General features: G+C 73.3%; 21 protein-coding genes. 10 read left to right on the top strand and 11 right to left on the bottom strand.

Annotation, left to right across the window (positions count from 1 at the left end):
• The first annotated feature begins 482 nt into the window (after positions 1-482).
• Positions 483-2015, top strand: coding sequence for a sensor histidine kinase (locus tag Dsi01nite_RS58220; RefSeq protein WP_203844010.1), 1533 nt, complete (start codon positions 483-485; stop codon positions 2013-2015).
• Entirely contained in the window at positions 2012-2686 is a 675-nt protein-coding gene (locus Dsi01nite_RS00820) for a response regulator (protein WP_203844009.1), read from the top strand. Before Dsi01nite_RS58220 ends, Dsi01nite_RS00820 begins: the two co-directional genes overlap by 4 nt.
• Before the next feature lie 148 nt (positions 2687-2834).
• On the opposite strand, the gene Dsi01nite_RS00815 is transcribed toward Dsi01nite_RS00820, so the two are convergent.
• Positions 2835-3497, bottom strand: coding sequence for a response regulator (locus Dsi01nite_RS00815; RefSeq protein WP_203844008.1), 663 nt, complete (start codon positions 3495-3497; stop codon positions 2835-2837).
• Positions 3494-4663 carry a sensor histidine kinase gene (locus Dsi01nite_RS00810; RefSeq protein WP_203844007.1) on the bottom strand — a complete coding sequence of 390 codons (1170 nt, stop codon included), beginning with the start codon at positions 4661-4663 and terminating at the stop codon, positions 3494-3496. The genes Dsi01nite_RS00815 and Dsi01nite_RS00810 overlap by 4 nt, the downstream gene beginning before the upstream one ends.
• 183 nt (positions 4664-4846) lie before the next feature.
• Between Dsi01nite_RS00810 and Dsi01nite_RS00805 the strand changes: the two genes are divergently transcribed.
• The 5 genes from Dsi01nite_RS00805 (at position 4847) to Dsi01nite_RS00785 (ending at position 9617) form a co-directional block, all read left to right on the top strand.
• Positions 4847-5497, top strand: a complete 651-nt coding sequence (locus Dsi01nite_RS00805; RefSeq protein ID WP_203844006.1) for a hypothetical protein — start codon at positions 4847-4849, stop codon at positions 5495-5497.
• Positions 5498-5555: 58 nt separating this feature from the next.
• Positions 5556-7070, top strand: coding sequence for an MDR family MFS transporter (locus Dsi01nite_RS00800; protein WP_203844005.1), 1515 nt, complete (start codon positions 5556-5558; stop codon positions 7068-7070).
• A gap of 68 nt (positions 7071-7138) precedes the next feature.
• Complete coding sequence (locus tag Dsi01nite_RS00795) at positions 7139-8026, top strand: ABC transporter substrate-binding protein (RefSeq protein WP_203844004.1); 888 nt, start codon at positions 7139-7141, stop codon at positions 8024-8026.
• 5 nt (positions 8027-8031) lie between these two features.
• Positions 8032-8877: an amino acid ABC transporter permease gene (locus tag Dsi01nite_RS00790; RefSeq protein ID WP_203844003.1), complete on the top strand. Its 846-nt coding sequence runs from the start codon at positions 8032-8034 to the stop codon at positions 8875-8877.
• Positions 8874-9617: an amino acid ABC transporter ATP-binding protein gene (locus Dsi01nite_RS00785; RefSeq protein ID WP_373318709.1), complete on the top strand. Its 744-nt coding sequence runs from the start codon at positions 8874-8876 to the stop codon at positions 9615-9617. Before Dsi01nite_RS00790 ends, Dsi01nite_RS00785 begins: the two co-directional genes overlap by 4 nt.
• Before the next feature lie 48 nt (positions 9618-9665).
• Here Dsi01nite_RS00785 and Dsi01nite_RS00780 read toward each other — a convergent pair whose 3' ends face one another.
• Entirely contained in the window at positions 9666-10562 is an 897-nt protein-coding gene (locus Dsi01nite_RS00780) for a hypothetical protein (RefSeq protein ID WP_203844002.1), read from the bottom strand.
• A 2-nt stretch (positions 10563-10564) separates the two neighbouring features.
• The gene (locus Dsi01nite_RS00775) at positions 10565-11071 is read right to left on the bottom strand and encodes a SigE family RNA polymerase sigma factor (RefSeq protein WP_203844001.1); all 507 of its coding nucleotides are present in this window, start codon (positions 11069-11071) and stop codon (positions 10565-10567) included.
• A gap of 303 nt (positions 11072-11374) precedes the next feature.
• Here Dsi01nite_RS00775 and erm point away from each other — a divergent pair, with 303 nt between their 5' ends.
• Positions 11375-12166 carry an ErmE/ErmH/ErmO/ErmR family 23S rRNA (adenine(2058)-N(6))-methyltransferase gene (gene erm / locus Dsi01nite_RS00770; protein WP_203844000.1) on the top strand — a complete coding sequence of 264 codons (792 nt, stop codon included), beginning with the start codon at positions 11375-11377 and terminating at the stop codon, positions 12164-12166.
• A gap of 164 nt (positions 12167-12330) precedes the next feature.
• On the opposite strand, the gene Dsi01nite_RS00765 is transcribed toward erm, so the two are convergent.
• The 3 genes from Dsi01nite_RS00765 to Dsi01nite_RS00755 all read right to left on the bottom strand — a co-directional run bounded on the left by Dsi01nite_RS00765 (position 12331) and on the right by Dsi01nite_RS00755 (position 15470).
• A complete protein-coding gene (locus Dsi01nite_RS00765) occupies positions 12331-13974 on the bottom strand; it encodes a hypothetical protein (RefSeq protein WP_203843999.1) in 1644 nt (547 codons plus the stop codon).
• 38 nt (positions 13975-14012) lie between these two features.
• Positions 14013-14654: a hypothetical protein gene (locus tag Dsi01nite_RS00760; RefSeq protein WP_239135591.1), complete on the bottom strand. Its 642-nt coding sequence runs from the start codon at positions 14652-14654 to the stop codon at positions 14013-14015.
• A gap of 69 nt (positions 14655-14723) precedes the next feature.
• A complete protein-coding gene (locus Dsi01nite_RS00755; protein WP_203843998.1) occupies positions 14724-15470 on the bottom strand; it encodes a class I SAM-dependent DNA methyltransferase in 747 nt (248 codons plus the stop codon).
• Positions 15471-15590: 120 nt separating this feature from the next.
• Between Dsi01nite_RS00755 and Dsi01nite_RS00750 the strand changes: the two genes are divergently transcribed.
• Entirely contained in the window at positions 15591-17465 is a 1875-nt protein-coding gene (locus tag Dsi01nite_RS00750; protein ID WP_203843997.1) for an Hsp70 family protein, read from the top strand.
• Here Dsi01nite_RS00750 and Dsi01nite_RS00745 read toward each other — a convergent pair.
• The 4 genes from Dsi01nite_RS00745 to Dsi01nite_RS00730 all read right to left on the bottom strand — a co-directional run bounded on the left by Dsi01nite_RS00745 (position 17452) and on the right by Dsi01nite_RS00730 (position 21438).
• On the bottom strand, positions 17452-18219 hold the full coding sequence (locus tag Dsi01nite_RS00745) for a tyrosine-protein phosphatase (RefSeq protein WP_203843996.1): 768 nt from the start codon (positions 18217-18219) through the stop codon (positions 17452-17454). The two genes, Dsi01nite_RS00750 and Dsi01nite_RS00745, sit on opposite strands and share 14 nt — an antisense overlap.
• 59 nt (positions 18220-18278) lie before the next feature.
• Positions 18279-19013 (bottom strand): hypothetical protein, encoded by a 735-nt coding sequence (locus Dsi01nite_RS00740; protein WP_203843995.1) that lies wholly within the window; start codon positions 19011-19013, stop codon positions 18279-18281.
• A complete protein-coding gene (locus Dsi01nite_RS00735) occupies positions 19010-20116 on the bottom strand; it encodes a lytic polysaccharide monooxygenase (protein ID WP_203843994.1) in 1107 nt (368 codons plus the stop codon). Before Dsi01nite_RS00735 ends, Dsi01nite_RS00740 begins: the two co-directional genes overlap by 4 nt.
• A 131-nt stretch (positions 20117-20247) precedes the next feature.
• Positions 20248-21438, bottom strand: coding sequence for a GAF domain-containing sensor histidine kinase (locus Dsi01nite_RS00730; RefSeq protein WP_203843993.1), 1191 nt, complete (start codon positions 21436-21438; stop codon positions 20248-20250).
• A gap of 209 nt (positions 21439-21647) precedes the next feature.
• Here Dsi01nite_RS00730 and Dsi01nite_RS00725 point away from each other — a divergent pair, with 209 nt between their 5' ends.
• Positions 21648-22277 (top strand): TetR/AcrR family transcriptional regulator, encoded by a 630-nt coding sequence (locus tag Dsi01nite_RS00725; RefSeq protein WP_203843992.1) that lies wholly within the window; start codon positions 21648-21650, stop codon positions 22275-22277.
• The last annotated feature ends 2 nt before the right edge of the window (positions 22278-22279 follow it).

Raw genomic sequence — 22279 nt, 5'->3', positions numbered from 1 at the left:
CCGTCCCCGCGCCTGACGACGTTTCGCTCGGTGGGTCCGCTGTTCCCGCGTCTGACGTTTCGCCCGGCGGCTTCACCGTCCCCGCGCCTGACGACGTTTCGCTCGGCGGCTCCAACGCTGGTGTCTCATTGGGCAGATTCGCCGCGGAAGCGGGCGACGTCCCGGCCGTCGAGGTTCCGGTCGGGGGGTCGGCGGTCGTGGCTCCCGCCGGCAGCCTTGCCGAAGGTCCGGACGGCGGGACCGCCACAGACGTTGCGGGCGGGGGCATCGCTAGCGGGGGTATCGCTAGCGGGGGCATCGCGCGTGGGGGCATCAGGGGCGGGGACATCTCGGGCGGGGGTCTTGGGGGCGGAGATCCTGTCGCCAACGTCGCCAACGTCGCCAACGTCGCCAACGTCGCGGACGGCGGGGGCGTTGTCGGTGCTGTTGATGGTGGGGTGGGGCGGTCCGGCAGGGCGGGTGGCGGCGGTGGTGACGGCGGCATGAGCGGGTCGGCCGGGGCGCGGTGGTTCGGGGCGGTGCGGGCGTTCGCGATGCGGCATCCGCGATGGTTGGACGGTGTGCTCGCCGCCGCGGTCGGGGTGGTCAACGCGGACCGGGCCCTGGAGGGGGCGCACGCCGTCGGCGTCGGGTGCTACGTGGCGGTCCACCTGCTGCTGGCGTGGCGGCGGGCCGCGCCCGTCGCGGTGTGCTGGGGCGTGTTCGGGCTGTCGCTGGTGACGCTCGTGTCGGTGGGGATCCGGGTCGAGGGGCTGTATCCGGAGGCGGTCATCGCCATCGCGGTGTACACGGTCGCCCGGCACGCACCGCTGCCGCATCTCGTTCCGATCGTCGTCGTGGTGGAGGCGCTTGCGCTCGCCGCGTCGCTCACGGCGTCGCGGGCGGCCGGTCCGTTGTGGACGGCGGCGGGGTTCGTGACGTTCGGGTTGGCGGCTGCGGTGCTGCTCGGGCTGGTGATGCGGACGCGGAGGGCGTATCTGGCCGGGTTGGAGGACCGGGCCCGGCGCCTCGAGCGCGACCGTGACCAGCGGGCCGAGATCGCGGTGGCGGCCGAGCGGGCCAGGATCGCCCGCGACATGCATGACATCGTCGCGCACCACCTGTCGGTGATGGTCACCCTTGCCGACGCGGCGACGCTGACAGCCGGGTCGTCGCCGGACGAGGCAGTGGCCGCGATGCGGCACGTGTCGGGCACCGGGCGGCAGGCGCTCGGCGAGATGCGCCGGGTCCTTGGTCTCCTGCACAGCGACGCGGACGCCGGCACCGGCGCGGGTCAGCGGCCCGGACCGCAGCCGGGGCTGGCCGACCTCGACGCCCTGGTCGCCGGGGTGCGGGCGGCCGGGCTGCGGGTCGAGGTCACCGTGGACGGGGTGCCCGGTGAGCTCGGCGCCGGGGCGGAGCTGGCGGTGTACCGCATCGTCCAGGAAGCGCTCACCAACGTGCTCAAGCACGCCGGGGCGGCGAGCCGGTCGGTGGTGCGGTTGCGGTATACGGGCGGGCGGGTCGAACTCGAGGTCACCGACGACGGGCCGGGCCCGCCCGGAGCCGGCTCGGGCGCACCCAGAACCGGCACCGGCTCGGGTGCGCCCGGGGCAGGCGCGGGGCTGGGTGCGTCAAGGACGGGTGCGCCAAGGACGGGCGCCGGGGCGGGTGCGCTCAGAGCAGGCGCCGGCTCGGGTGCGCCCGGGGCAGGGGCGGGGCTGGGTGCGTCAAGGACGGGTGCGCCAAGGACGGGCGCCGGGGCGGGTGCGCTCAGAACCGGCACCGGCTCGGGCGCGCCCAGGGCAGGGGCGGGGCTGGGTGCGTCAAGGACGGGCACCGGCCCGGGCGCGCCCAGGGCAGGCGCGGGGTCTGGTGCGCTCGGAACCGACGTGGGGTCGGGGGACGGGCGGGGGATGGCGGGGATGGCGGCGCGGGCCGCGGCGTACGGCGGGCGGTTCGCAGCCGGTCCGCGCGCCGATGGTCCGGGGTGGTCGGTGCGGGTCGTGGTGCACGGGGGAGGGGGCGGGGCGTGAGTATCAGGGTGCTGCTGGTGGACGATCAACCGCTGTTGCGGCTCGGGTTCCGGATGATCCTTTCGACGCAGCCGGACCTGGAGGTGGTCGGGGAGGCCGGTGACGGTGCGCAGGCGGTGACGATGGCGGCGGCGCTTCAGCCGGACGTGGTGCTCATGGACGTGCGGATGCCTGTCGCCGACGGCATCGAGGCGACCCGGCGGATCGTGGGGTCGGGTTCGGCGGCGCGGATTCTGGTGCTGACCACGTTCGACCTGGACGAGTACGTGTGGGCGGCGCTACGGGCCGGCGCCAGCGGGTTCCTGCTCAAGGACGTCCAGCCGGCCGAGTTGGTCGGCGCGATCCGGTCGGTCGCGGAGGGCGACGCCGTCGTCGCGCCGCGGGTGACCCGGCGGCTGATCGACGCGTTCGCGGGGCACCTGCCGGACCCGGCGGCCGGGCCGTCGCCGGCGGACCTGCTGCTGGAGCGGTTGACCGGGCGGGAGCGGGAGGTGCTCGTCGAGGTCGCCCGCGGCCGGTCCAACCTGGAGGTCGCCGAGGCGCTGTCGCTGTCGGAGACGACGGTGAAGACGCACGTGGGGCGATTGCTGATGAAACTCGGGCTACGGGACCGGGTCCAGGTCGTGGTGTTCGCCTACGAGGCGGGCGTGGTCCGCCGCGGCGAACCCTGACCGCCCCAAGGAGAAACAAGGCCAAGGGGAAGCAAGGCCAAGGGGAAGCAAGGCCAAGGGGAAGCAAGGGCCAAGGGAAACAAGGCCAAGAGGAAGCAAGGGTCAAGGGGAAGCAAGGCCGGGGGGAAGCAAGGCCGGGGGAGCAGGGTCAGGGGGACGCGGTGCCGGGGCGGATCAGGCCGCTCTCGTAGGCGAACGCGGCCGCCTGGACGCGGTCGCGCAGGTCGAGTTTCGTCAGCATGCGGGAGATGTACGTCTTGACCGTCGCCTCGCCGAGGAACAGGGCCGCGGCGATCTCGGCGTTGGACCGGCCCCGGGCGACGAGTCGCAGCACGTCGACCTCGCGGTCGGTGAGGGTGGCGAGCTGGGCGGCGGCCCGTGGGTCGGCGGTGGGGGCGGCGGCGTAGGACTCGATGACGCGCAGGGTCACCGCCGGGTCGAGCAGTGCCTGGCCGGCGGCGACGGTACGCACCGCGTGGACCAGCTGCTCCGGCGGCGCGACCTTGAGCAGGAACCCGCTCACGCCCAGGCGCAGCGCCCGCCGGACCGCCTCGTCCTCGTCGAAGGTGGTCAGGATGATGACCCGGGCGGTGCCGAGGGCGAGGATGTGCCGGGCCGCCTCGATGCCGTCGCCGTGCGGCATGCGGACGTCCAGCAGGACCACGTCGGGGGTGGTGCGGCGGACCTCGTCGAGGGCCCGGACGCCGTCCGCGGCCTCGCCGACGACCTCGATGTCGGGCTGGTGGTCCAGCAGCATGCGCAGGCCGGCCCGGATCATCGCCTCGTCGTCGACGACCACGACCCGGATCATGCGCGGGCCGTCAGGATGGCCGGTGCGGTGGTGGTACCGAGGGGAAAGACGGCACGCACGGTGTAGCCGCCGGGGCGCGTGCCGGCATCGAGGGTGCCGGAGAACACGGCGACCCGTTCGCGCATCCCGATGAGCCCGTGCCCGCCGCTGTCGACCGGCGCGGTGGAGCCGGTGGCGTTGTCGACCGTGAGGGTGACGCTGTCCGCGGTCCGCTGCAGGTGCACGCTGGTCGCGGCGGTGCCGGCGTGGCGCAGGACGTTGGTCAGGGCCTCCTGCAGGACCCGGTAGGCGGAGATGTCCTGGGCGCGGGGGAGGCCGGTCAGGTCGCCGTCGACGGTGAGCTCGACCGGCAGGCCGGCGGCGCGGACCTCGGCGACCAGGTCCTCGGCGCGGGCGAGGGACGGCTGGGGCGCGGTGGTCGCGGCGGGAGTGTCGCGCAGGATGCCGACCAGGGTGTGCAGCTCGCGCACGGACTCGCGGCCGAGCCGTTCGACGCCTTCGAGCATCTCGGCCTGTGGCGTGCCGGGTGGCAGGGTCGCGCGGACCGCGCCGAGCTGCAGGACCATGACGCTGATCGAGTGCGCGACGGCGTCGTGCATGTCGCGGGCGATGCGCTGGCGTTCCTCGGCGACGACGGCGTGTTCGCGGGCGTCGCGTTCGGCGTCCAGGGCGGTGGTGAGCCGGGCGAGGAGCTCCGCGCGGTCGCGCAGCCGCCGGGCGAGCAGGCCGACGCCCCAGGCGCCCCAGCACAGCAGGCCGAAGAACAGGTTCTCCCAGGCCATGGCGGCGACGCCGGTCACGGTCGAGCCGGCGGCCCGGGCGGCGAGCCAGGTGCCGAGGCTGGCCATGAGCTGCGCCGCGAGGGGCGCCGGCCAGGACGCGGCCCGCCGGTAGCCGGCCCAGCCCGGGGCCAGGAAGAAGCCGAAGACGGCGGCGCCGGTCGGGCCGTTGAGGCCGCCGGCGACGGCGATGGGGAAGGCGAGCGCGACGACGGCGGCGCCGGTGATCGGGAACCTGCCGGCGAGGGCGGCGCCGGCCACGACGGCGGCGAGCGCGAGCGCCGGGACGGCCGGGGCGGCGGAGAACGCGCTGTCGAGGAGGATCTCGGCGACGCCGATGACCGCCAGGAGACCGGCGGTGGCCAGGGGCACGAGCGTGCGGTGCATGGGGTGATCCTATTGTCGCAGGTCAGTGGGCCGGGTCGGCCGTGCGGCGGACAGCGTGACGGTGCCGGGTCCGTCGGGCGGCGGACGCGGGTCGAGACGCCGGGCAGCAGACCCGGCAGGGGGTCCGGCCATAGATTTCTGGCCATGACAAGCCTGACAAGCACCACAAGCACGACAAACCTTATGAACAAGTCAAACCGGGTCCTTCCATACGCCGCCGGTGTCTCGCTGATCGCGGGCGCCGCCCTCTTCTTCGCCGGGCTGGCCACGTCACCGCCGAGCACCGGCGACGACAAGGCCGCATATTTGCAGTCCCTGGCCGAAGATCCGTTCCAGACGCAGCTGTCGGCGCTGCTGCTGCACTACGGCAACCTGCTGATGGGGGTCGGGCTGCTGGCGCTGCCGCTGCTCGTGCGGGGCCGCCGCGGCAGCGTCGTCACGCTGGTCGGTGCGCTGCTCGGCGCGCTGTGCCTGATCGAGATGTCGGGGGCGCTGCTGTCGGACTGGTTCCACATGGAGATCGGCCGGAACCTGCCGGTCGAGCAGGCGGTGGCGCTGTCGGACAAGGTGCTCGCGCACCCCGCGCAGCAGCTGGCGTTCAGCCCCGGCCCGCTGGTGTCGGTCGCGCTGCTGCTGACGTTCGCCGGGCTGGCCCGCGCCGGTGTCATCGGCTGGTGGTCGCTGGGCGCGATCGTGCTCGGGTATGCGGGGTTGCTGTTCATGCCGTACGACACGCCGATCCTCCCGGCCGTCGGCACCCTGCCCATGCTCGCCGTGATGGTGGTCGCCGGGCTGCGCGTCGTCAACCGCACCCGGATCGCTGACACAAAGTAGACCAAAGACGAAAAAGACCGGCGGTCCCCCCAAGGGCCGCCGGTCGTAAGGTGTCCGCATGGGTAACGCCACTTTCACGCCCCGGAAAGCGGTCGGGCTGCGGTCCGAGCGGGGGCCGGTCCTCGCCTCGGTGATGCTGACCACCGCGCTCGTCGCGCTCGACAGCACGATCATCGCGACCGCGGTGCCGTCGGTGGTCCGTGACCTCGGCGGGTTCTCGCAGTTTCCGTGGCTGTTCTCGGTGTACCTGCTGACCCAGGCGGTGACGACGCCGCTGTACGGCAAGCTCGCCGACGTCCTCGGCCGCCGCCCGGTGATGTTCGCCGGGATCGCCGTGTTCCTGGCCGGGTCGGTGCTGTGCGGGTTCGCGTGGAGCATGCTGTCGCTCATCGTGTTCCGGGCCGTGCAGGGCATCGGCGCGGGCGCGATCCAGCCGATGAACATCACGATCATCGGTGACCTGTACACGGTCGAGGAGCGGGCCAGGGTGCAGGGGTACGTCGCCGGCGTGTGGGGCGTGTCGTCGGTGATCGGGCCGACCCTCGGCGGGGTGTTCGCCGACTACCTGTCGTGGCGGTGGATCTTCTTCGTCAACCTTCCGCTGTGCGCGCTCGCCGCGTGGATGCTCGCCCGGAACCTGAAGGAGAAGATCGAGCGGCGCCAGCACCGCATCGACTATCTGGGTGCGGCGCTGCTCGTCACCGGTTGCAGCCTGCTCATCCTCGGCACCCTCGAGGGCGGCACCAGCTGGGCGTGGGCTTCGGCGCCGAGCGTGGCGATCTTCGCGGCCGGCACGGTGCTGATGGTCGCGTTCTGGTTCGTGGAGCGCCGGGCCGAGGAGCCGATCCTGCCGCTGTGGGTGTTCCGGCACCGGGTGCTCGTCGCCGGCAACCTCATCGCGCTCGTCGTCGGCGCGCTGCTGATCGGGCTCACGTCGTTCGTGCCGAGTTTCGCGCAGGGTGTGCTGGGCGCGAGCGCCGTCGTCGCCGGGTTCGTCGTCGCGGCGATGTCGCTGGGCTGGCCGATCGCCGCGACCCTGTCCGGCCGCGTCTACCTGCGCATCGGTTTCCGTGACACGGGCCTGGTGGGCAGCGCGGCAGTGGTCGCCGGCACCGTCATGTGCGCCGTGCTCGGCCGGTACACCGGCATCCCGTTCCTCGCGGTCGCCTGTTTCGTCGTCGGGATCGGCCTCGGGCTGGTGTCGAGTCCCAACATCGTCGCCGTGCAGTCGGTGGTCGGCTGGGACCGCCGCGGCGTGGTCACCGGCACCAACATGTTCTTCCGGTCGATCGGCAGCGCGATCGGTGGTGCGGTGTTCGGCGCGATCGCCAACACCACCCTCGACCAGCGGTTCGCGGCCGCGCCGCCCGACGTGCGCGACACGTTCACAGCCGGCGCCGACGCGACCGACGTCGTGCTCAAGGCGGACGGCACACCACCGGCGGTGCTGGAGTACGCACGCGGCAGCCTGTACGCGGCGACCCACCACGTGTTCATCGCGCTGGCCTGCGTCGCGGTCCTCGGGGTCGGCGCGCTGCTGCTGATGCCACGGCGGATCACGCCGGTGCCGTGACCGTCAATGCCGTGATCCGACACACTGGAGATCCAATTCCTACCGTTGTGGTGGGTACGATCGCCGCCATGCGCTCCAGGACCCTTCTCGTCGCCGCCGGGCTCACGGCGGCGCTCGCCGTCGCCTCCGGTTGCGCGCCGGCCGACGACGACACCACTGCCACCCCGGCCGCCTCGGGCGGCTCCGCCTCACCGGGCACCGCGAAGTGCGACCCGGCGAACCTCAAGACCGTCGCGGCGGGCAAGCTCACGATCGCCACCGACGAGCCCGTCTACGAGCCGTGGTTCAAGGACAACAAGCCGGAGTCGGGCGAGGGCTTCGAGGCCGCGGTCGCCTACGCGGTCGCCACGAAGCTCGGCTACAGCAAGGACCAGGTCGCCTGGACCCGGGTCACGTTCAACAACGCGATCGCCCCGGGGAAGAAGACGTTCGACTTCGACGTCAACGAGTTCTCCATCACCGACGAGCGCAAGCAGGCCGTCGACTTCTCCGCCCCGTACTACGACGTGACCCAGACGGTCATCGCGTTGAAGACGTCGAAGATCGCCGGGGCGAAGACCGTCGCCGACCTCAAGGGCGCCAAGCTCGGCGCGCAGGTCGGCACGACCAGTTACCGCTCGATCACCGAGGTGGTCAAGCCGACGGCGCAGCCGCAGGTGTACAACAACAACGACGACGCCAAGAAGGCCCTGCAGAACGGGCAGATCGACGGGCTCGTCGTGGACCTGCCGACCGCGTTCTACATCACCGGCGCCGAGATCACCGACGCGCAGATCGTCGGGCAGCTGCCGCAGCCGTCCGGCACCCCGGAGCAGTTCGGTCTGGTGCTGGACAAGGGCTCGGCGCTGACCGGCTGCGTCAGCCAGGCCGTCGACGCGCTGCGCACCGACGGCACCCTCAAGACGCTCACGGACAAATGGCTGTCGTCCGTGCAGGGCGCCCCGACGCTCAGCTGAAAGCGATGACGTTCCAACCCAGCCCGTTACAGCTGGAACGCGACGCGTACCGCCGCCGGCAGACGATCCTGTCGGTGGCGGTCGCGGCCGTGTCCACGCTCGTCGTCGGGATTCTGCTGTACGCCGCCGTCACCGGCGCACCCGGCTGGGACCGGTTCCGGGCCAGCTTCCTGTCCGCCGAGGCCGCCCGCGACTCGCTGCCCGCGGTGCTGCGCGGGCTGTGGCTCAACGTGCAGCTGCTCGTGGTGTGTGCGATCGCCGCGGTGCTGCTCGGTCTGGGCATCGCCACACTGCGCACCATCCGGCCCGCCGTGTTCTTCCCGCTGCGCGCGCTCGCGGCCGGATACACGTACACCTTCCGCGGTCTGCCGTTGATCGTGACCCTGTATCTCTTCGCGTTCGGCGTGCCCGGGCTGCGGCTCAGCGGCACCCCGTCGGTCCTCGTCCTCGGCGGGATCGCGATCGTGCTCACCTACGGCGGCTACATCGCCGAGGTGTTCCGCGCCGGGATCGAGTCGGTGCACCCGTCGCAGCGCGCCGCGGCCCGTTCGCTGGGTCTCACCTATCGGCAGACGATGCGGCACGTGGTGCTGCCGCAGGCCGTCCGCCGGGTCGCGCCGCCGCTGCTCAACGACCTCGTCGCGATGCAGAAGGACGTCGGGCTGATCTCCCTCGCCGGGCCGATCGACGCGATCCGGGCCGCGCAGATCGAGACCGCCGGCTCCTACAACTACACCCCGTACGTCGTCGCCGGGATCCTGTTCGTGCTGCTGGCGATCCCCGTCGTCGCCGTCACGGACTGGGTCACGCTGCGCGCCGCCCGCCGCCAGTCAGGAGACAACCGGCTGTGACCGTGCTGAGCATCTCCGGCGTCCACAAACTGTTCAACGGCAACCCGGTGCTGCGCGGGGTGTCCCTGGACGTCGACGAGCACGAGGTGGTCGCACTCATCGGCGCGTCCGGCTCCGGCAAGTCGACGCTGCTGCGCTGCGTGAACCTCCTCGAACAGGTCGACGACGGCACCATCCACCTCGACGGCCGGGACATCACCGACCCGCGCGCCGACCCGGACCAGGTCCGCCGCCGCATCGGCATCGTCTTCCAGGCGTTCAACCTGTTTCCGCACCTGAGCGTGCTGGACAACGTGACCCTCGCCCCGCTGCGCGTGCACCGGATGCCGAAGGCGCAGGCGCGGGCCAAGGCGCTCGCGCTGCTGGAGCGGGTCGGGCTCGCCGACAAGGCCGCCGCCTACCCGGACCGTCTCTCCGGCGGCCAGCAGCAGCGGGTCGCGATCGTCCGGGCGCTGGTCAACGACCCGCGGTTGCTGCTGCTCGACGAGGTCACGTCCGCCCTCGACCCGGAGCTGGTCGGTGAGGTCCTCGCCCTGATCCGCGACCTCAAGGGCGACGGCGTCACGATGATCCTCGCGACGCACGAGATGAGCTTCGCCCGTCAGGTCGCCGACCGGGTCTGCTTCCTCGACGGCGGCCTCATCGTCGAGCAGGGCCCGCCGGAGCAGGTCTTCGGCGCACCCCGCGAGCCGCGCACCCGGCAGTTCCTGCAACGCATCACCGACGCCGGCCGGCTCTGAGCCGGCTCTGAGCCGGCTCTGAACCGGCTGGAGAACCGCGAGCGGGCGTCACGGAAACAGGGTGAGCGCGGGTGCGGCGATGAGCTCGATCAACGTGTCGATGCTCAGCGGCAGGTCGGGCCGGCCCGCCCGCAGGTCGTTCAGGACCCTCGCCTCGCCCGGGGCCGCCGGTGCGGTGGCGGCGGTGTTCGCGTTCACGGCACTGGCGAACGTGATGGTCCGCGCCAGGTAGACGCGGACATTGACCAGTTGCACCTGGCCGTTCCGGGTCAGGCCGGCGACCACGACGGTGACCACCTCACCGCGAGGGCCGGTGCGAACCGTGCAGGCGGGAGGTTGGCAGCCGGCCGTCGCGTCCGCCGGTGACTCGTACGCCGGCAACACCCCGAACCCGATCGTCCCGACCCCGCGAGCGTCGGCGACGATCGCCGACGACGAGAATGACGGCTCGACCCCGGCCCGGTACACCTGCAGCGGCACCGTGCCCCCGGGGCTGTCCGGGTCGCGGTAGAACGTCGCACCGGGCAGCCGGCGGGGAACCTCGCCGAGCAGATAGCAGCTCAGCCGGGCCGCCGCGTGGTCAGCCGGTTCCGTCGGCGACTCGATGACGTGGCCGTTCTTCTCGTTGACCGTGCTCGTCGGGGCCGTGCCCGGCCCGGTCGCCGGCGCGGCCGCCGCGGCGCAGAACGGCGCCGGGTCGAGGCTCGCCCAGCCCGGGCCCGCCGGCGGTGCCGGGGCCGATACCGGGCCCGGCAGCAGGCCCGCCACGACCACCGACACCGCGGCGAGCGCGGCCACCCCCGCCGCAGCGCCGGCCGCGACGCCGACCCGCCGGCGGGTGCGAACCCGGCGGCCCGCCGCGAGCACCCCGGCCGAGTCGATCGTCATCGGGGGCCCGCCGGAGACGTACGAGCGCAGCGCATCACTGACCAGCGTGTCGTGCATGGCTACTCCTTCATCGTTGTAGGGGCGCCGAGCGCCCGGCGCAGCGCGTCCACGCCGCGGGCCGTCTGGCTCTTGACCGTGCCCTCGGCCATGCCGAGCAGGTCGGCGACCTCGGTGATCGACATGTCCTCGAGGTGTCGGAGCACCACCGCGGCCCGCTGACGCTCCGGCAGGCGTTGCAGCGCCCGGCCGAGCTCCTGGTCGACGCCCTGACCGACGGCCTGGTCGCGGTTGACGTCGGAGGCGGCGTCCGGCGGGTCGGCGACCAGCGTCTCGCGCCGCCGGTCGCGCCGGTGCGACAGGAAGGTGTTGACCAGGATCCGCCGCACGTAGGCGTCCAGCGACTCCGGCTCCACGCGGCGCCAGTGCTGGTACAGCTTGACGAACGTCGCCTGCACCAGATCGTCGGCGGTGTGCCAGTCGCCGCACAGCGCGAACGCGAACCGGCGCAGCGGCGCCGCCCGCGCAGCGAAGTAGTCCGTGAAGTCGGCGTCGGTCCGCGCCACCATCCACCTCCCGTGGTCGCACCATCTACTCCCGGCGCCGCGGAAAGGTTCAAGCGGGAAATCGGGTGCCGTGCGGCCGGTGGTCCGTTACGGTGCGGCGATGACCACGACGACGCATGCCCTCATCGCCCAGGCGGCGATGCCGGCCGCGCGCAAGCGCGCCGAGCGTCGCGCCCTGGTCCGCTAGACGCCGCCGCTTCCAGCCGCGCCAGGGCCCACCGAGTCCATCTTCGGAGACGGACGGGCCGCGATGCCGCCTGTCCGTGTTTCGCCGCCGAGTCGCGGCGGCAGACGGGACCCACGGTCATGGCGCCATCCATCCGGAAAAACCTTCAAGCCAGAAGCCGCCGCGTGTACGGCCAGAACCTGCTCACCGCCCCCGACGCGGTCCGCCGGCTGGTCGACGCGGCACAGCTCGAACCCCGCGGAGTCGTCGTCGAGGTCGGCGCGGGGCGCGGGCACGTCACCGCCGCGCTCGCCCAGCGGTGCCGGCGGGTCATCGCCTACGAGGTCGACCCGGCCCTCGCCGCCGCCCTCCCCGCCGGCGTCCCCGGAGGCGGCGACGTCACGGTCCGGGTCGCGGACTTCCTCGCGTCGGCGCCGCCGGCGGAGCCGTTCACGGTCGTCGGCAACATCCCGTACGCGCTGACGTCCGCCGTCGTTGACTGGTGCCTGCACGCCCCCGGCCTGACCGGGGCGACGCTGCTGACCCAGCTCGAGTACGCCCGCAAACGCACCGGCGACTACGGCCGCTGGACCCGGCTGACGATCCTGACCTGGCCGTGGTGGGACTGGCGGCTCGCCGGGCGGGTGCCGCGGGCGGCGTTCCGGCCGGTGCCCCGCGTCGACGGCGGCATCCTGCGGCTGACCCGCAGGCCGGTGCCGCTCGCGCCGGCCCGCGGCTGGGAACCGTTCGTGGACCTCGGGTTCGGCGGCGTCGGCGGGTCGCTGCACGCGTCGCTGAGCCGCCGGTTCGACCCGCGGCGCGTGTCGGCCGCGTTCCGGGCGGTGCGGCTCGCCCCGGACACCCCGGTCGGGCTGGTCTGGCCCGAGCAGTGGCTGACCCTGTTCCGCCTCCTGCACGCCAGGGCCCGATGACGTGACAGCCTGTTGCACGCCAGGGCCCGATGACGTGACAGCCTGTTGCACGCCAGGGCCCGATGACGTGACAGTCAGTTGCACGCCAAGGCCCGATGACGTGACATGAGGAACCCACCCCACCGTGGCGGCCGCGGGCCCGGGCGCCCGCGGGCGCCGGCCGGTCAGCCGGTCTCCGGCATCCGCGTGATGACGGTGAAGCCGCCGGCCGGGACGAGCGCCCGGATGCGGCCCGCCGACGTCGTGTAGTGCTCCAGCTCCTCGCCGCCGGGGTCGTTGACCGTCACGGTGGCGGTGCTCTCGGTGGTGCCGCCGGCCACGTCGACGTCGCAGACCCGGGTGCTGGTCGCGACGCTGCGCAGCAGCGTCAGCCGGGCCCCGGTCAGCGGGTCCCGCAGCGTGAGGCAGCGCAGCTCGCCGTCCTTGCGGCAGTCGCCGGCCCCGGCACCCGGCTCCAGGTCGGTCTCGGTCTCCGCGATGCGGGCCACGGCCGCCGCGTGCGGGTCCGAGTCCAGGGCGAGCATGGCGAGCAGGCCGTGGATCGTGGACTCGGCGCCCGCGTCGCGGTGCACGACGCCCCGCGGGCCCTGCTGCTGCGGCGGGGCGTCGGGGATGTCGACGCCGTCGTAGGTGCGGCCGGTCGCCGGGTCGTACATGGGTGCGCCGGCCGGGTTGTTGCCGAAGAACCACGAGCCGGCGATCCCGGCGAGGGTCGACAGCGCGGGCCGGCCCGTCACCCTGGCCGTGGTCAGCAGCGACTCGACCCGGGACTGGGCGCCGTAGGACAGCTGCACCCCGTCGATCGTCAGCGCCTCCCGGGCGCCCGGGACCGCGACCCGCAGGTTGTCCGGTCCGCCCTCCACCAGCAGGTGCGGGGTGAACGACGCCGCGTCGGCCAGGGCCGCGTCCCGGGCCGCCAGGTCACCGGCAACCTCGTAGACGCGGGCCAGTCCGGCCGGTGCCAGCCCGGCCCACGCGTGCCAGGCGCTGCGTGACAGGGCGCTGGGCAGCACCGCCCCGAACGGCCAGGTCCAGGGCGTGCCGGTCCGCATCGCGGTGACCCCCTCGGCGAGCTGTTCGAGGAGCTTCCGCGCGTCGTCGTCGCCGGTGCATCCGGTGTACGCGCAGAGCCCCAGCAGTGCCTCGCCGGTCAGGTCCGCGCCGTCCCCGATCAGCCACGCGGGGGTGGCCGAGTCCTCCACGACGCGCCATTGGCCGTACCGTGGCAGCACCTGACGGCGGATCGCGCTCATCGCCAGCCGGAGCCTGCGCCGCAGGAACGCCCCGAAATCCGGGTCGCCCTGGAATGCCGCGAACCCCTCACCGAGGGCCCAGACCGTGCGGGCCAGCCACGCCGACTCGCCGGTGTCGGACGGGTCGGGGCTCTCCGCGGGGATGCCGCTGCGGTTGAGGATGCCGTCCGGCTGCTGCCACAGCACCACGTTGCCGTGCGCGGGGTCGTCGGGGTCGTCGTCGTGCACGGTCTGCAGGAAGCACAGCCCGCGCAGCAGCTGCCGCGCCGCGTCCCGGCTGGTGTCCGCGCCCGTGGCCTGCCAGTGCCGCAGGTACACCACGGCGGCCCGGGCGATGTCGTCGGCGTTGAAGGCGCCCTGGGTGTAGTGACCGGTGTCGGGGTCGACGGGCCCGCCGCCGACCGGGAGGTAACTGCCGTCCGGGAGCCGCTCGGCGTAGGTCCACACGACCTCGACGGAGGGCTCCTCGGCCAGCCGGAACGTGGTGTGGCCCGGCTGCGGCGGCGGGGTGAGACGGACCCGCAGGGAGTCCAGATGCGCAAGGTTGGTCAGCACGTCGGCGGACCTACCCGACAAAATCGCCCTTATGCCCTTTATCTGAACGCCAGGCGGGCCTGGCGGCTCGGCTCCAGCACCATCACCTTGTAGGGGCAGACCCGGTCGGTGATCGCCGCGTATGCCTCGATCGCCCGGCTGGCCGCGTCCCACGCCTGCTCGGCCGGGGTCGAGCCCTTGCCCTTGTTGCGGAACAACGCGCCGTAGAACGCCGAGCAGAACACGGTGCTCTCGTGCCAGCCGACCAGGGCGGACGAGCCGATGTAGACGATCTCCCCGTGCAGGCAGTTGCGCAGCGCCCGCTGCCACGCGCCGATGCCGGTCTTGCACCCGTCGGCGAGCACGGCGCTCGCGTTGAGCCCGCTGCCACGGTCGGCGGAGTAGTCACCGATCGCCTCCAACGAGATGGCGGTCTTGCCGTCGGTGCTACTGAACATCGGGGTCTCGCCGTGATCGCCGTGCGCCATCACGTGCAGGACGTCGCACGGCGCGGTGAACGCGGCCAGGACCGTGTCGAGGTCCCGGGACCGCACGAAGTCGATGTCCACGATCGACTCCGGCAGGCCGGCGTTGATGCTCTGCAGGGTCGACTGGACGAAGGCCATCGAGGCGTCGAACGACTGGTCCAGCCCGATGTCCAGCAGACTCACCCGCCGGTTGCGCATTGCGGTGCCCCCCATCCCCGAACGCCGCACCGATCCTTCCGGGCAACCGTCCCCGGGTCAAAAACGGCGCGTGTCGGGCATGCGTCACTCCGGCAGCAGGGGCTTCTCCCAGACGGAGACGTGCTGGGTGCTGTCGCTGGTGAACGGCTCCTGGTCCCAGCCCGACCAGCGGTGCTGCAGGTGCAGGCCGGCCATCTGCGCCATCAGGTCCAGTTCGGCGGGCCACACGTAGCGGAACGGGATGGAGCGGAAGCCGCCGCGGCCGCCGGAGACCTCGACGTAGTTGGAGCTCATCGACTGGGTGGCGACGTCGTACAGGTCGTAGGCCCAGCGGGTCTTGCTCACGTGGAACGGCACGACGTCCTGGCCCGGTGGGAGCCGCCGCAGGTCCGGCATCATCACCTCGACGACGAACCGGCCGCCGGGCTGCAGGTGCGCCGCCACGTTGCGGAAGCAGGCGACCTGCGCCGCCTGGGTCGTCAGATTCATGATCGTGTTGAAGACCAGGTACGCCACGGAGAACGCCGCGTCGACCCGGGCCGTGGCGAAGTCGCCGATCGTGACGCTGATCGCCTCGCCGCCGGGCTTCTCGCGCAGCCGGGCCACCATGGCCCGGGACAGGTCGATGCCGTGCACCGGCACGCCGCGGGCGGCGAGCGGCAGCGCGATACGACCCGTGCCGATGCCCAGCTCCAGGGCCCGGCCGCCGTCGGCGAGCTTGGCGAGCGTGTCGACGGCCGGCTGCACGACCGCGGGGTCCGCCATCTCCCTCGACGACTCGTCGTACCGGGCCGCGACCCGCTCCCCGAAATAGCCGTCCTCATCGATCATCGCCGGACCCTATCGTGACCGCCCGATTTCGGTGCCTGCGGGGCGTGTTTCCGGTTCCCGGCCGCTCGCGGCGGCGTTTCGGGCCGCGCCCGGCGTGCGTGACGTCGATAGGCTGCGACAGTGACGTCGATCGCGCCCGGTCTCGCCCTCGACTTCGGCACGTCGCACACCGTGGCGGTGCTCGCCCGCGCCGACGGCCGGGTCGAGCCGCTGCTGTTCGACGCTTCGCCGTTGCTGTCCTCCGCGGTCTTCGCCGGCACCGACGGCCGGCTGCTGGTCGGCCGGGACGCGGACCGCTCCGCCAGGGCCGACCCGGCCAGATACGAACCCAACCCGAAACGGCGCCTCGACGAGGGCACGCTGCTGCTCGGCGACGCCGAGATCGGCGTGGTCGACGCCTGCGCGGCGGTGCTGCGCCGGGTCCGCGAGGAGGCGGCTCGCACCCTCGGCGGGTCGGCGCCCGCGCGGACCGTGCTCACCTGCCCGGCCGGGTGGGGACCGCAGCGGCGTGGCGTGCTGTCCGCCGCCGCGTCGGCGGCCGGCCTCACCGGCGTCGAACTGGTCAGCGAACCCGTCGCCGCGGCGGCGTACTTCACCACCGTCCTCGGTCACCAGGTGCGCCACGGCGACGCCATCGTCGTGTACGACTTCGGCGGCGGCACGTTCGACGTGAGCGTGGTCCGCCGCACCGGCGACGACGCCTGGGACGTGGCCGCCGCCGACGGCCTCGACGTCGGCGGGGTCGACCTCGACGCCGCGGTCGTGGACTGGGCGCGGCGCACCGTGCGCCCCGACGACCCCACCTGGCAGCGGCTGCTCGCCCCGCAGAGCCCGGCCGATCGGCGCCACCGCCGGCACCTGTGGGACGACGCCCGGGCGGCGAAGGAGCAGCTGTCCCGGGGCACCACCGCCGACCTGGCCGTGCCGGTCCTCGACGTCGACGCGCACCTCACCAGGAGCGAGTACGAGACGTTCGCCCAGCCGTGGCTGGAACGCACGGTGCGCCTGACCCGCGACACGATCGCCGCCAGCAAGGTCCCCGCCGACCGTCTCACCGGGGTGTTCCTGGTCGGCGGCGCGAGCCGGACCCCGCTGGTGGCGACGATGCTGCACCGGGCGCTGCGGCTGGCGCCGGTCGTGATCGAGCAGCCGGAGCTGGTGGTCGCGCACGGCGGCCTGGTCACGCTGACCGGGTCGGCGCCGACCTCGCCGTTCACCGTGCCACTGACCGTGCCGCCTGTTTCGGAGATGCCGCCGCCGGTCGCGGAGGTGCCGCCGCCGGTTGCGGAGGTGCCGCCGCCGGTTGCGGAGGTGCCGCCGCCGGTTGCGGAGGTGCCGCCGCCTTTCACCAAGGTCACGGATTCGCAGCCGGACCCGCCGGAGGCGTACAGCGGGGCCGGGTTCAAAGAGATCATGGACGAGTTCTTCGGCACCGCGAAGACGCGCGCGCCGCTGCGGCCCGGCCGCAACCACGAGACCGACGTCGTGCTGACCAAGGCCCAGGTCCGCGAGGGCGTCGTCGTGCTGAACATGAACTGGCCCACCCTGTGCGTGCCCTGCAAGGGCACCGGCGTCGCCGGCGGCGTGATCCGCGGCGCGACCTGCGGCACCTGCCGCGGCTCGGGGCTGACCGGCGCGCTGGGCCGGCGGACCCTGAAGGTGCGACTGCCGGCCGGGATCGGCGACCGGCAGCGGGTCCGGCTGTCCGGCCGCGGGCATCCCAGCCCGGACCCCGGCGGCCCGGCCGGTGACCTGTTCGTCCGGGTCCTCGTCGACCCGCACGAGGGCTTCCAGCGGCAGGGCGACGACTACCTGTACACCCTCGACGTCACCGGGGAACAGGCCCGCTCCGGCGCCGTCGTCACGGTCCCGACCACCACCGGCACGGTCGAGATCCGCCTGCCGAAGGACATCCCGGACGGCCGGACGATGCGCGTCCCCGACCGTGGCGCCCGCCCCGGCGGTGCCCTCCTGGTCACGATCAGGATCCGCTGAGCGGTCGCAGCAGCGCCCGCAGGGTGTCCAGCTCCGGCCCGGAGAGCCCGGCCGAGCGCAGGAACGCTTCGGTGTCGAACGTGCGGATCCACTCCCGCACTGCGGGGACGCGCTCGGCCACCTGACGGTCGAGCTCCGCCGGCTCCGCGGCCGGCAGATGCCGCCGGTCCCAGGTCTGCCGCTGCAGGTCGTAGACCCAGCCGTGTCCCTCGTATGCCCCGGCGCCCCGCCACCCGTCGGCGTAGTCGTCGACGACGGCGTCAGCGGTGGCACCGGCCAGGACCAGCAGCATCGCGCAGATCATGCCGGTGCGGTCCCGGCCGCCGGCGCAGTGCACGAGCACCGCCGGCCGCGCCGCCGCGACGGCCCGCACGGCGCCCGCGACCCGCGCCGGGGCGAGCCGTGCGTTGTCCGCCCACGAGCGGGGATGATCGAGCCACGGGCCGCAGACCCGCAGGAACTCGGCGTCGTCCGGGTCCTCGGTCGGCGCGGCGACGAAGACCAGCCCGTCGAGCGAGTCGGCCCGGATGACCGGGTGGTCCGCGGTGCGGCCGGTCTCCGTCGGCGCGTTGCGCAGGTCCACCACCGTGCGGATCCCGGTGGCCCGGGCCGCCGCCCAGCCGGCGTCGGTGAGGTGCTCGGGTGCGGCCGAGCGGAACACCAGCCCGGACCGGGTGACCCCGCCGTCGCGCAACGCCCTGCCGCCGAGGTCGCGGACGTTGCGCCCGCCGGGCCATGCCATGTTCGCTGTCACGCGTCCATGCATACCCGACGCAGGCGCGGGTTCGCGGCCCGCGCCTGCGCCGGGGGCGCTCAGCGGCGGTCGAGGAGGACCTCGGCCGCGCCGCCGTCGACGCGCAGGGTGTAGCGGTCGGCGGCCTGTTGCCAGCCGGGCAGGGCCAGGACGGTGCCGCCGGCCAGGTTCTGCTTGGCGGCGGTGTCCAGGGTGGCCTTGCCGACGGTGCTGCCCGCGCCGAGGGTCAGCTGCGCCGGCGGGCCGGCCGGCGCGTGGACCAGGAGCTTGCCGACGCCGCCGACCCGGATCGGCAGTTCGCCCTCCGGTTTGGGGACGGTGACGTCGAGCTCCTGGACGCCGGCGAGCACGTCGACGCCGGCGAGGCGGCCGGAGGCGAAGTCGACGACCTGCCGCAGGCCGCCGCCGGCGAGCTTGAGCTGCCAGCGGACGGTCGAGTTGAGGTACACGTGGACGGTGGCCTGGCCGGCGATCTCGGTGCCGTTCAGGCTGAGCTTGACCACGTCGCCGTCCACCGCGGCAGCCGGTTCGACCCGGCTGCCGGGCAGCGTCGAGGCGCGGTACAGATAGCCGTCCATCGGCTCGCTGTGGATGATCACCGACTCGGCGCCGGTGACCACCTCGAGCGTGGCTGCCTGCCGGCCGTCGAGGGTGCCGGTGACGGTGTGCACCGGCTCCTTCTCGGCGGGTGTGTCCGGGGTACCCGTGCGGGTGGTGGCGATGACGAGGCCTACCAGTACCAACGCCACCGCCACCACACCGGTCAGCAGGCGCAACCACGGTGACTTGATCATTGGCTGGTGCAGCTCAGCGTCGGTGCGGTCGCCGGGGCCGTGCCGGTGGCGTTGAACCCGAACGACGTCGTGGCGCCGGCGGCCAGGACCCTGTTCCAGTCGACGTTGCTGACCGCGACGTTCGGCGGTTGACCGACCAGGGTGCCGTTCCAGGGCGAGCCTTCGAAGCCCTCTCCGCCCTGGTACGTCCAGCGCACGGTCCACCCGTTCAGGCTCGCTGATCCGCTGTTGCGGACCGTGACCTCGGCCTGGAAGTGCCCGGCCCACGAGCTGGGCACGATCCGCCAGGTCGCGGTGCACCCGCCGGACCCGCCGGACGGTGGCGGTGAGGACGACGCGGACCGTGACGGCGACGGCGAGACCGACCTTGACGGTGACGGTGAGACGGACCGCGACGGCGACACGGACGCCGACGGTGAGGTGGGCGGGTTGTTGATGCCGGTCACCTCGCCGTTGCCGCCGTCGAAGACGATGTCCGAGCAGCTGAAGAAGTTCTCCTGGCTGTCGGAGCGAACCCACTGGATGAACAGCATGTGCCGGCCGGTCTTGCCCGCCGGCAGGGTGGTGTTGAACGAGTAGTAGTTGAGCGCGCCGGGCGGCCCGGACTGCGGCGGGTCGGTCGCACTCCAGAACGGCTCCAGGTCACCCCACGCGAGCGGGGTGGTGGGGCTCCAGCCGTTGCGGGTGACGTACAGGTGGAACGTGCCGGGGTGCGCGGCCCAGTTGCTGTAGCGCAGCTGGATCGTCGAGCCGGCGGTCAGGTGGGTGAGCGGCCAGTCGGTGCGGGCGGCGTTGTACGCGGCGTACTTCGTCGTGCCCGCCCCGCAGATCTGGCCGTCGGGGATGTAGCCGGTCGTGCGGCCGCCGGCGTCGGAGCGCAGCACGCCGAACCAGTCGTACAGCGGCTGCTGGCCGCCCTGCGCGACGGCGTCGGCGCAGGCGGGGTTGGACGGGATGATCTGGCCGTTGGCTCGCAGCCCGTCCACATAGCACAGATAGGTGCGGCTGCCGGGCACCATGGCGACACCGTGGGCCCCCGCCGGGGCGGGCACCACGAGAACCGCGACGGCGCCGACGGCGATGGCCGCGACGACGCTCCACATTGGGCGCAATGTGCTCCTCCTCACATGAGGTGAGCGCAGTGTTCCCACGGGCTTCGCGCATTGGCAAGCGTCGACGTCGCCGGTGCGGTGGGACAAGGCACCTGCCGTGAAAGTTCCACGTCAGAGGGGTTTCAGCCCAGGGTGAGCCGGGCGGTGGTGCCGGTCTGGCCCGAGCGGAGGGTCACGGTGCCGCCGTGGGCGGTCGCGGCCTGGCGGGCGATGTGCAGGCCCAGCCCGACGCCGGGAACGGCCTGTTGCCGGGCGTACCGGCCGCGATAGAAGCGTTGGAAGACGTATGGCAGCTCGTCGGCCGGGATGCCCTCCCCGGTGTCGGCGATCTCGACGGTCGGCACCGGCCCGCCCGCGATGGAGACCGTGACCTCGCCGCCCGCCGGGGTGAACAGCACGGCGTTGCGGATGAGCTGCTGGACCGCGTGGGTCAGCTGGGTCACGTCGGCCCGCACGACGACCTGCGCCGGGGTGGGCACCGAGGTCAAGGCGACCGCGCGCTGCTCGGCGAGGGCGCGGCAGGCGCGCCAGGCGGCCTCGACGACCATGGCCAGGTCGACCGGGGTGCGGTGCAGCTCGGTCGGGGCGTGCGCCGGGCGGGTGCCGGTGAGCAGGTGGTCGACCATCCGGATGAGCCGCTCGCCGTTGCGCTGGATGGGCTCGACCAGCCGCGCGTACGCGGCCAGCTGCTCCTCCTCGGCCAGCAGCTCCAGGTAGCCCTGGATCGCGGCGACCGGGGTGCGCAGCTCGTGCGAGACGGTCGCGATCAGGTCCTCCTCGCGCTGGGTGGCCCGGGCCAGCTCGTCGCCGAGCTCGGTGAGCAGGATCCGGCTGCGCAACAGGGAGAGGTGGCCCACCGCCTGCGCGGCGAGGGTGTCCAGGGCCTCACGCTGGCGGGGGCCGATGTCGCCGGGGCGGTCGTCGATGACGCACAGCGCGCCGAGGGCGTGGCCGTCCTCGTCGACGAGGGGGGAGCCGGCGTAGAAGCGGATGTGCGGGTCGCCGGTGACGTTGGGGTACGTGCCGAAGTGCGGGTCGAGGCGGGCGTCGGGCACGACGAGCTGCCGCCGGTCGCGCACGGCGTGGACGCAGAAGGAGACGTCGAGCGGGGTCTCGGCGTCGCCGAGGCCGGTGTTGCCGGCGAACCACTGCCGGTCCCGGTCGACGAGGGAGACCGCCGACATCGGGGTGTCGAAGATCGAGCTCGCGAGCCGGGTGAGCTCGTCGAGGGCCGGCGGGCGGGGGCCGTCGAGGATGCCGTAACTGTGCAGCGCGGCGAGGCGGGCGTCCTCGTCGTGAGCATGTGTCGTCATCTCGTCCCCCCGGCTCGGCTGTGCCCCATCAGATTCGGGTTACCCAGGTGCCTGCCGCGATCACGCACGGTTGCGGTGCGGTAGCGGGCGCCGGGAAGTGTCGGGGGGTGTGCTTAGGGTGTGGTTCTCGTCTTTTTTGAAACCTCGTTGTCCGGCATCTTTGGAAATCCAGTTGTCCGAGTGAGTGCTCGCTCAGTAAGGTGGCCATCGTGAACCAGCAGCCCGTGCAGACCCGCCGCCGGCGCGTTCCCGCGCTGTCGCCGGACGAGCGACGGGCGACGATCATCGCCGCGACCATCCCGCTGCTGCGCACGCACGGCGCGGCGGTCACCACGAAGCAGATCGCCGAGGCCGCGGGCGTCGCCGAGGGCACCATCTTCGGCGTCTTCCCCGACAAGGCGTCGCTGATCCTCGCCGCACTCGACACCGCCTTCGACCAGGAGTCAGTGCTGCGCCAGCTCAGCGCGATCGACCCGCAGGCACCCCTGCGGGAGCGCATGCGCGACGCCGCGGCGATCCTGATGCGCCGCTTCGAGACCAACGCTCAGCTGATGATGGTCGCCCGCACGCTGCCGATGGAGCTCGGCCGGCGGCAGGTCGAGCAGCTGATGGAGGGCCGCCGGCGGCTGACCGAGACGGTCGCGGCCCTCATCGAGCCGGACCGGGCGCTGCTGCGGCGCGGCCCGGGCGCAACCGCCGGCATGCTCGTGCTGCTCTCCATCGCGTCGGTCCGGCAGGAGCTGGCCGGGCCCGAGGCGCTGGATGCCGACGGCGTGGTCGCCGTCCTACTGGACGGCCTGCTGGTCCGCCCGACCGACACCCCCGGGGGAGACGCCTGACG

Source organism: Dactylosporangium siamense, assembly GCF_016862795.1.
In the GTDB taxonomy this organism is placed as follows: Bacteria; Actinomycetota; Actinomycetes; order Mycobacteriales; family Micromonosporaceae; genus Dactylosporangium; species Dactylosporangium siamense.
This window is presented reverse-complemented; position numbering and strand designations above follow the sequence as displayed.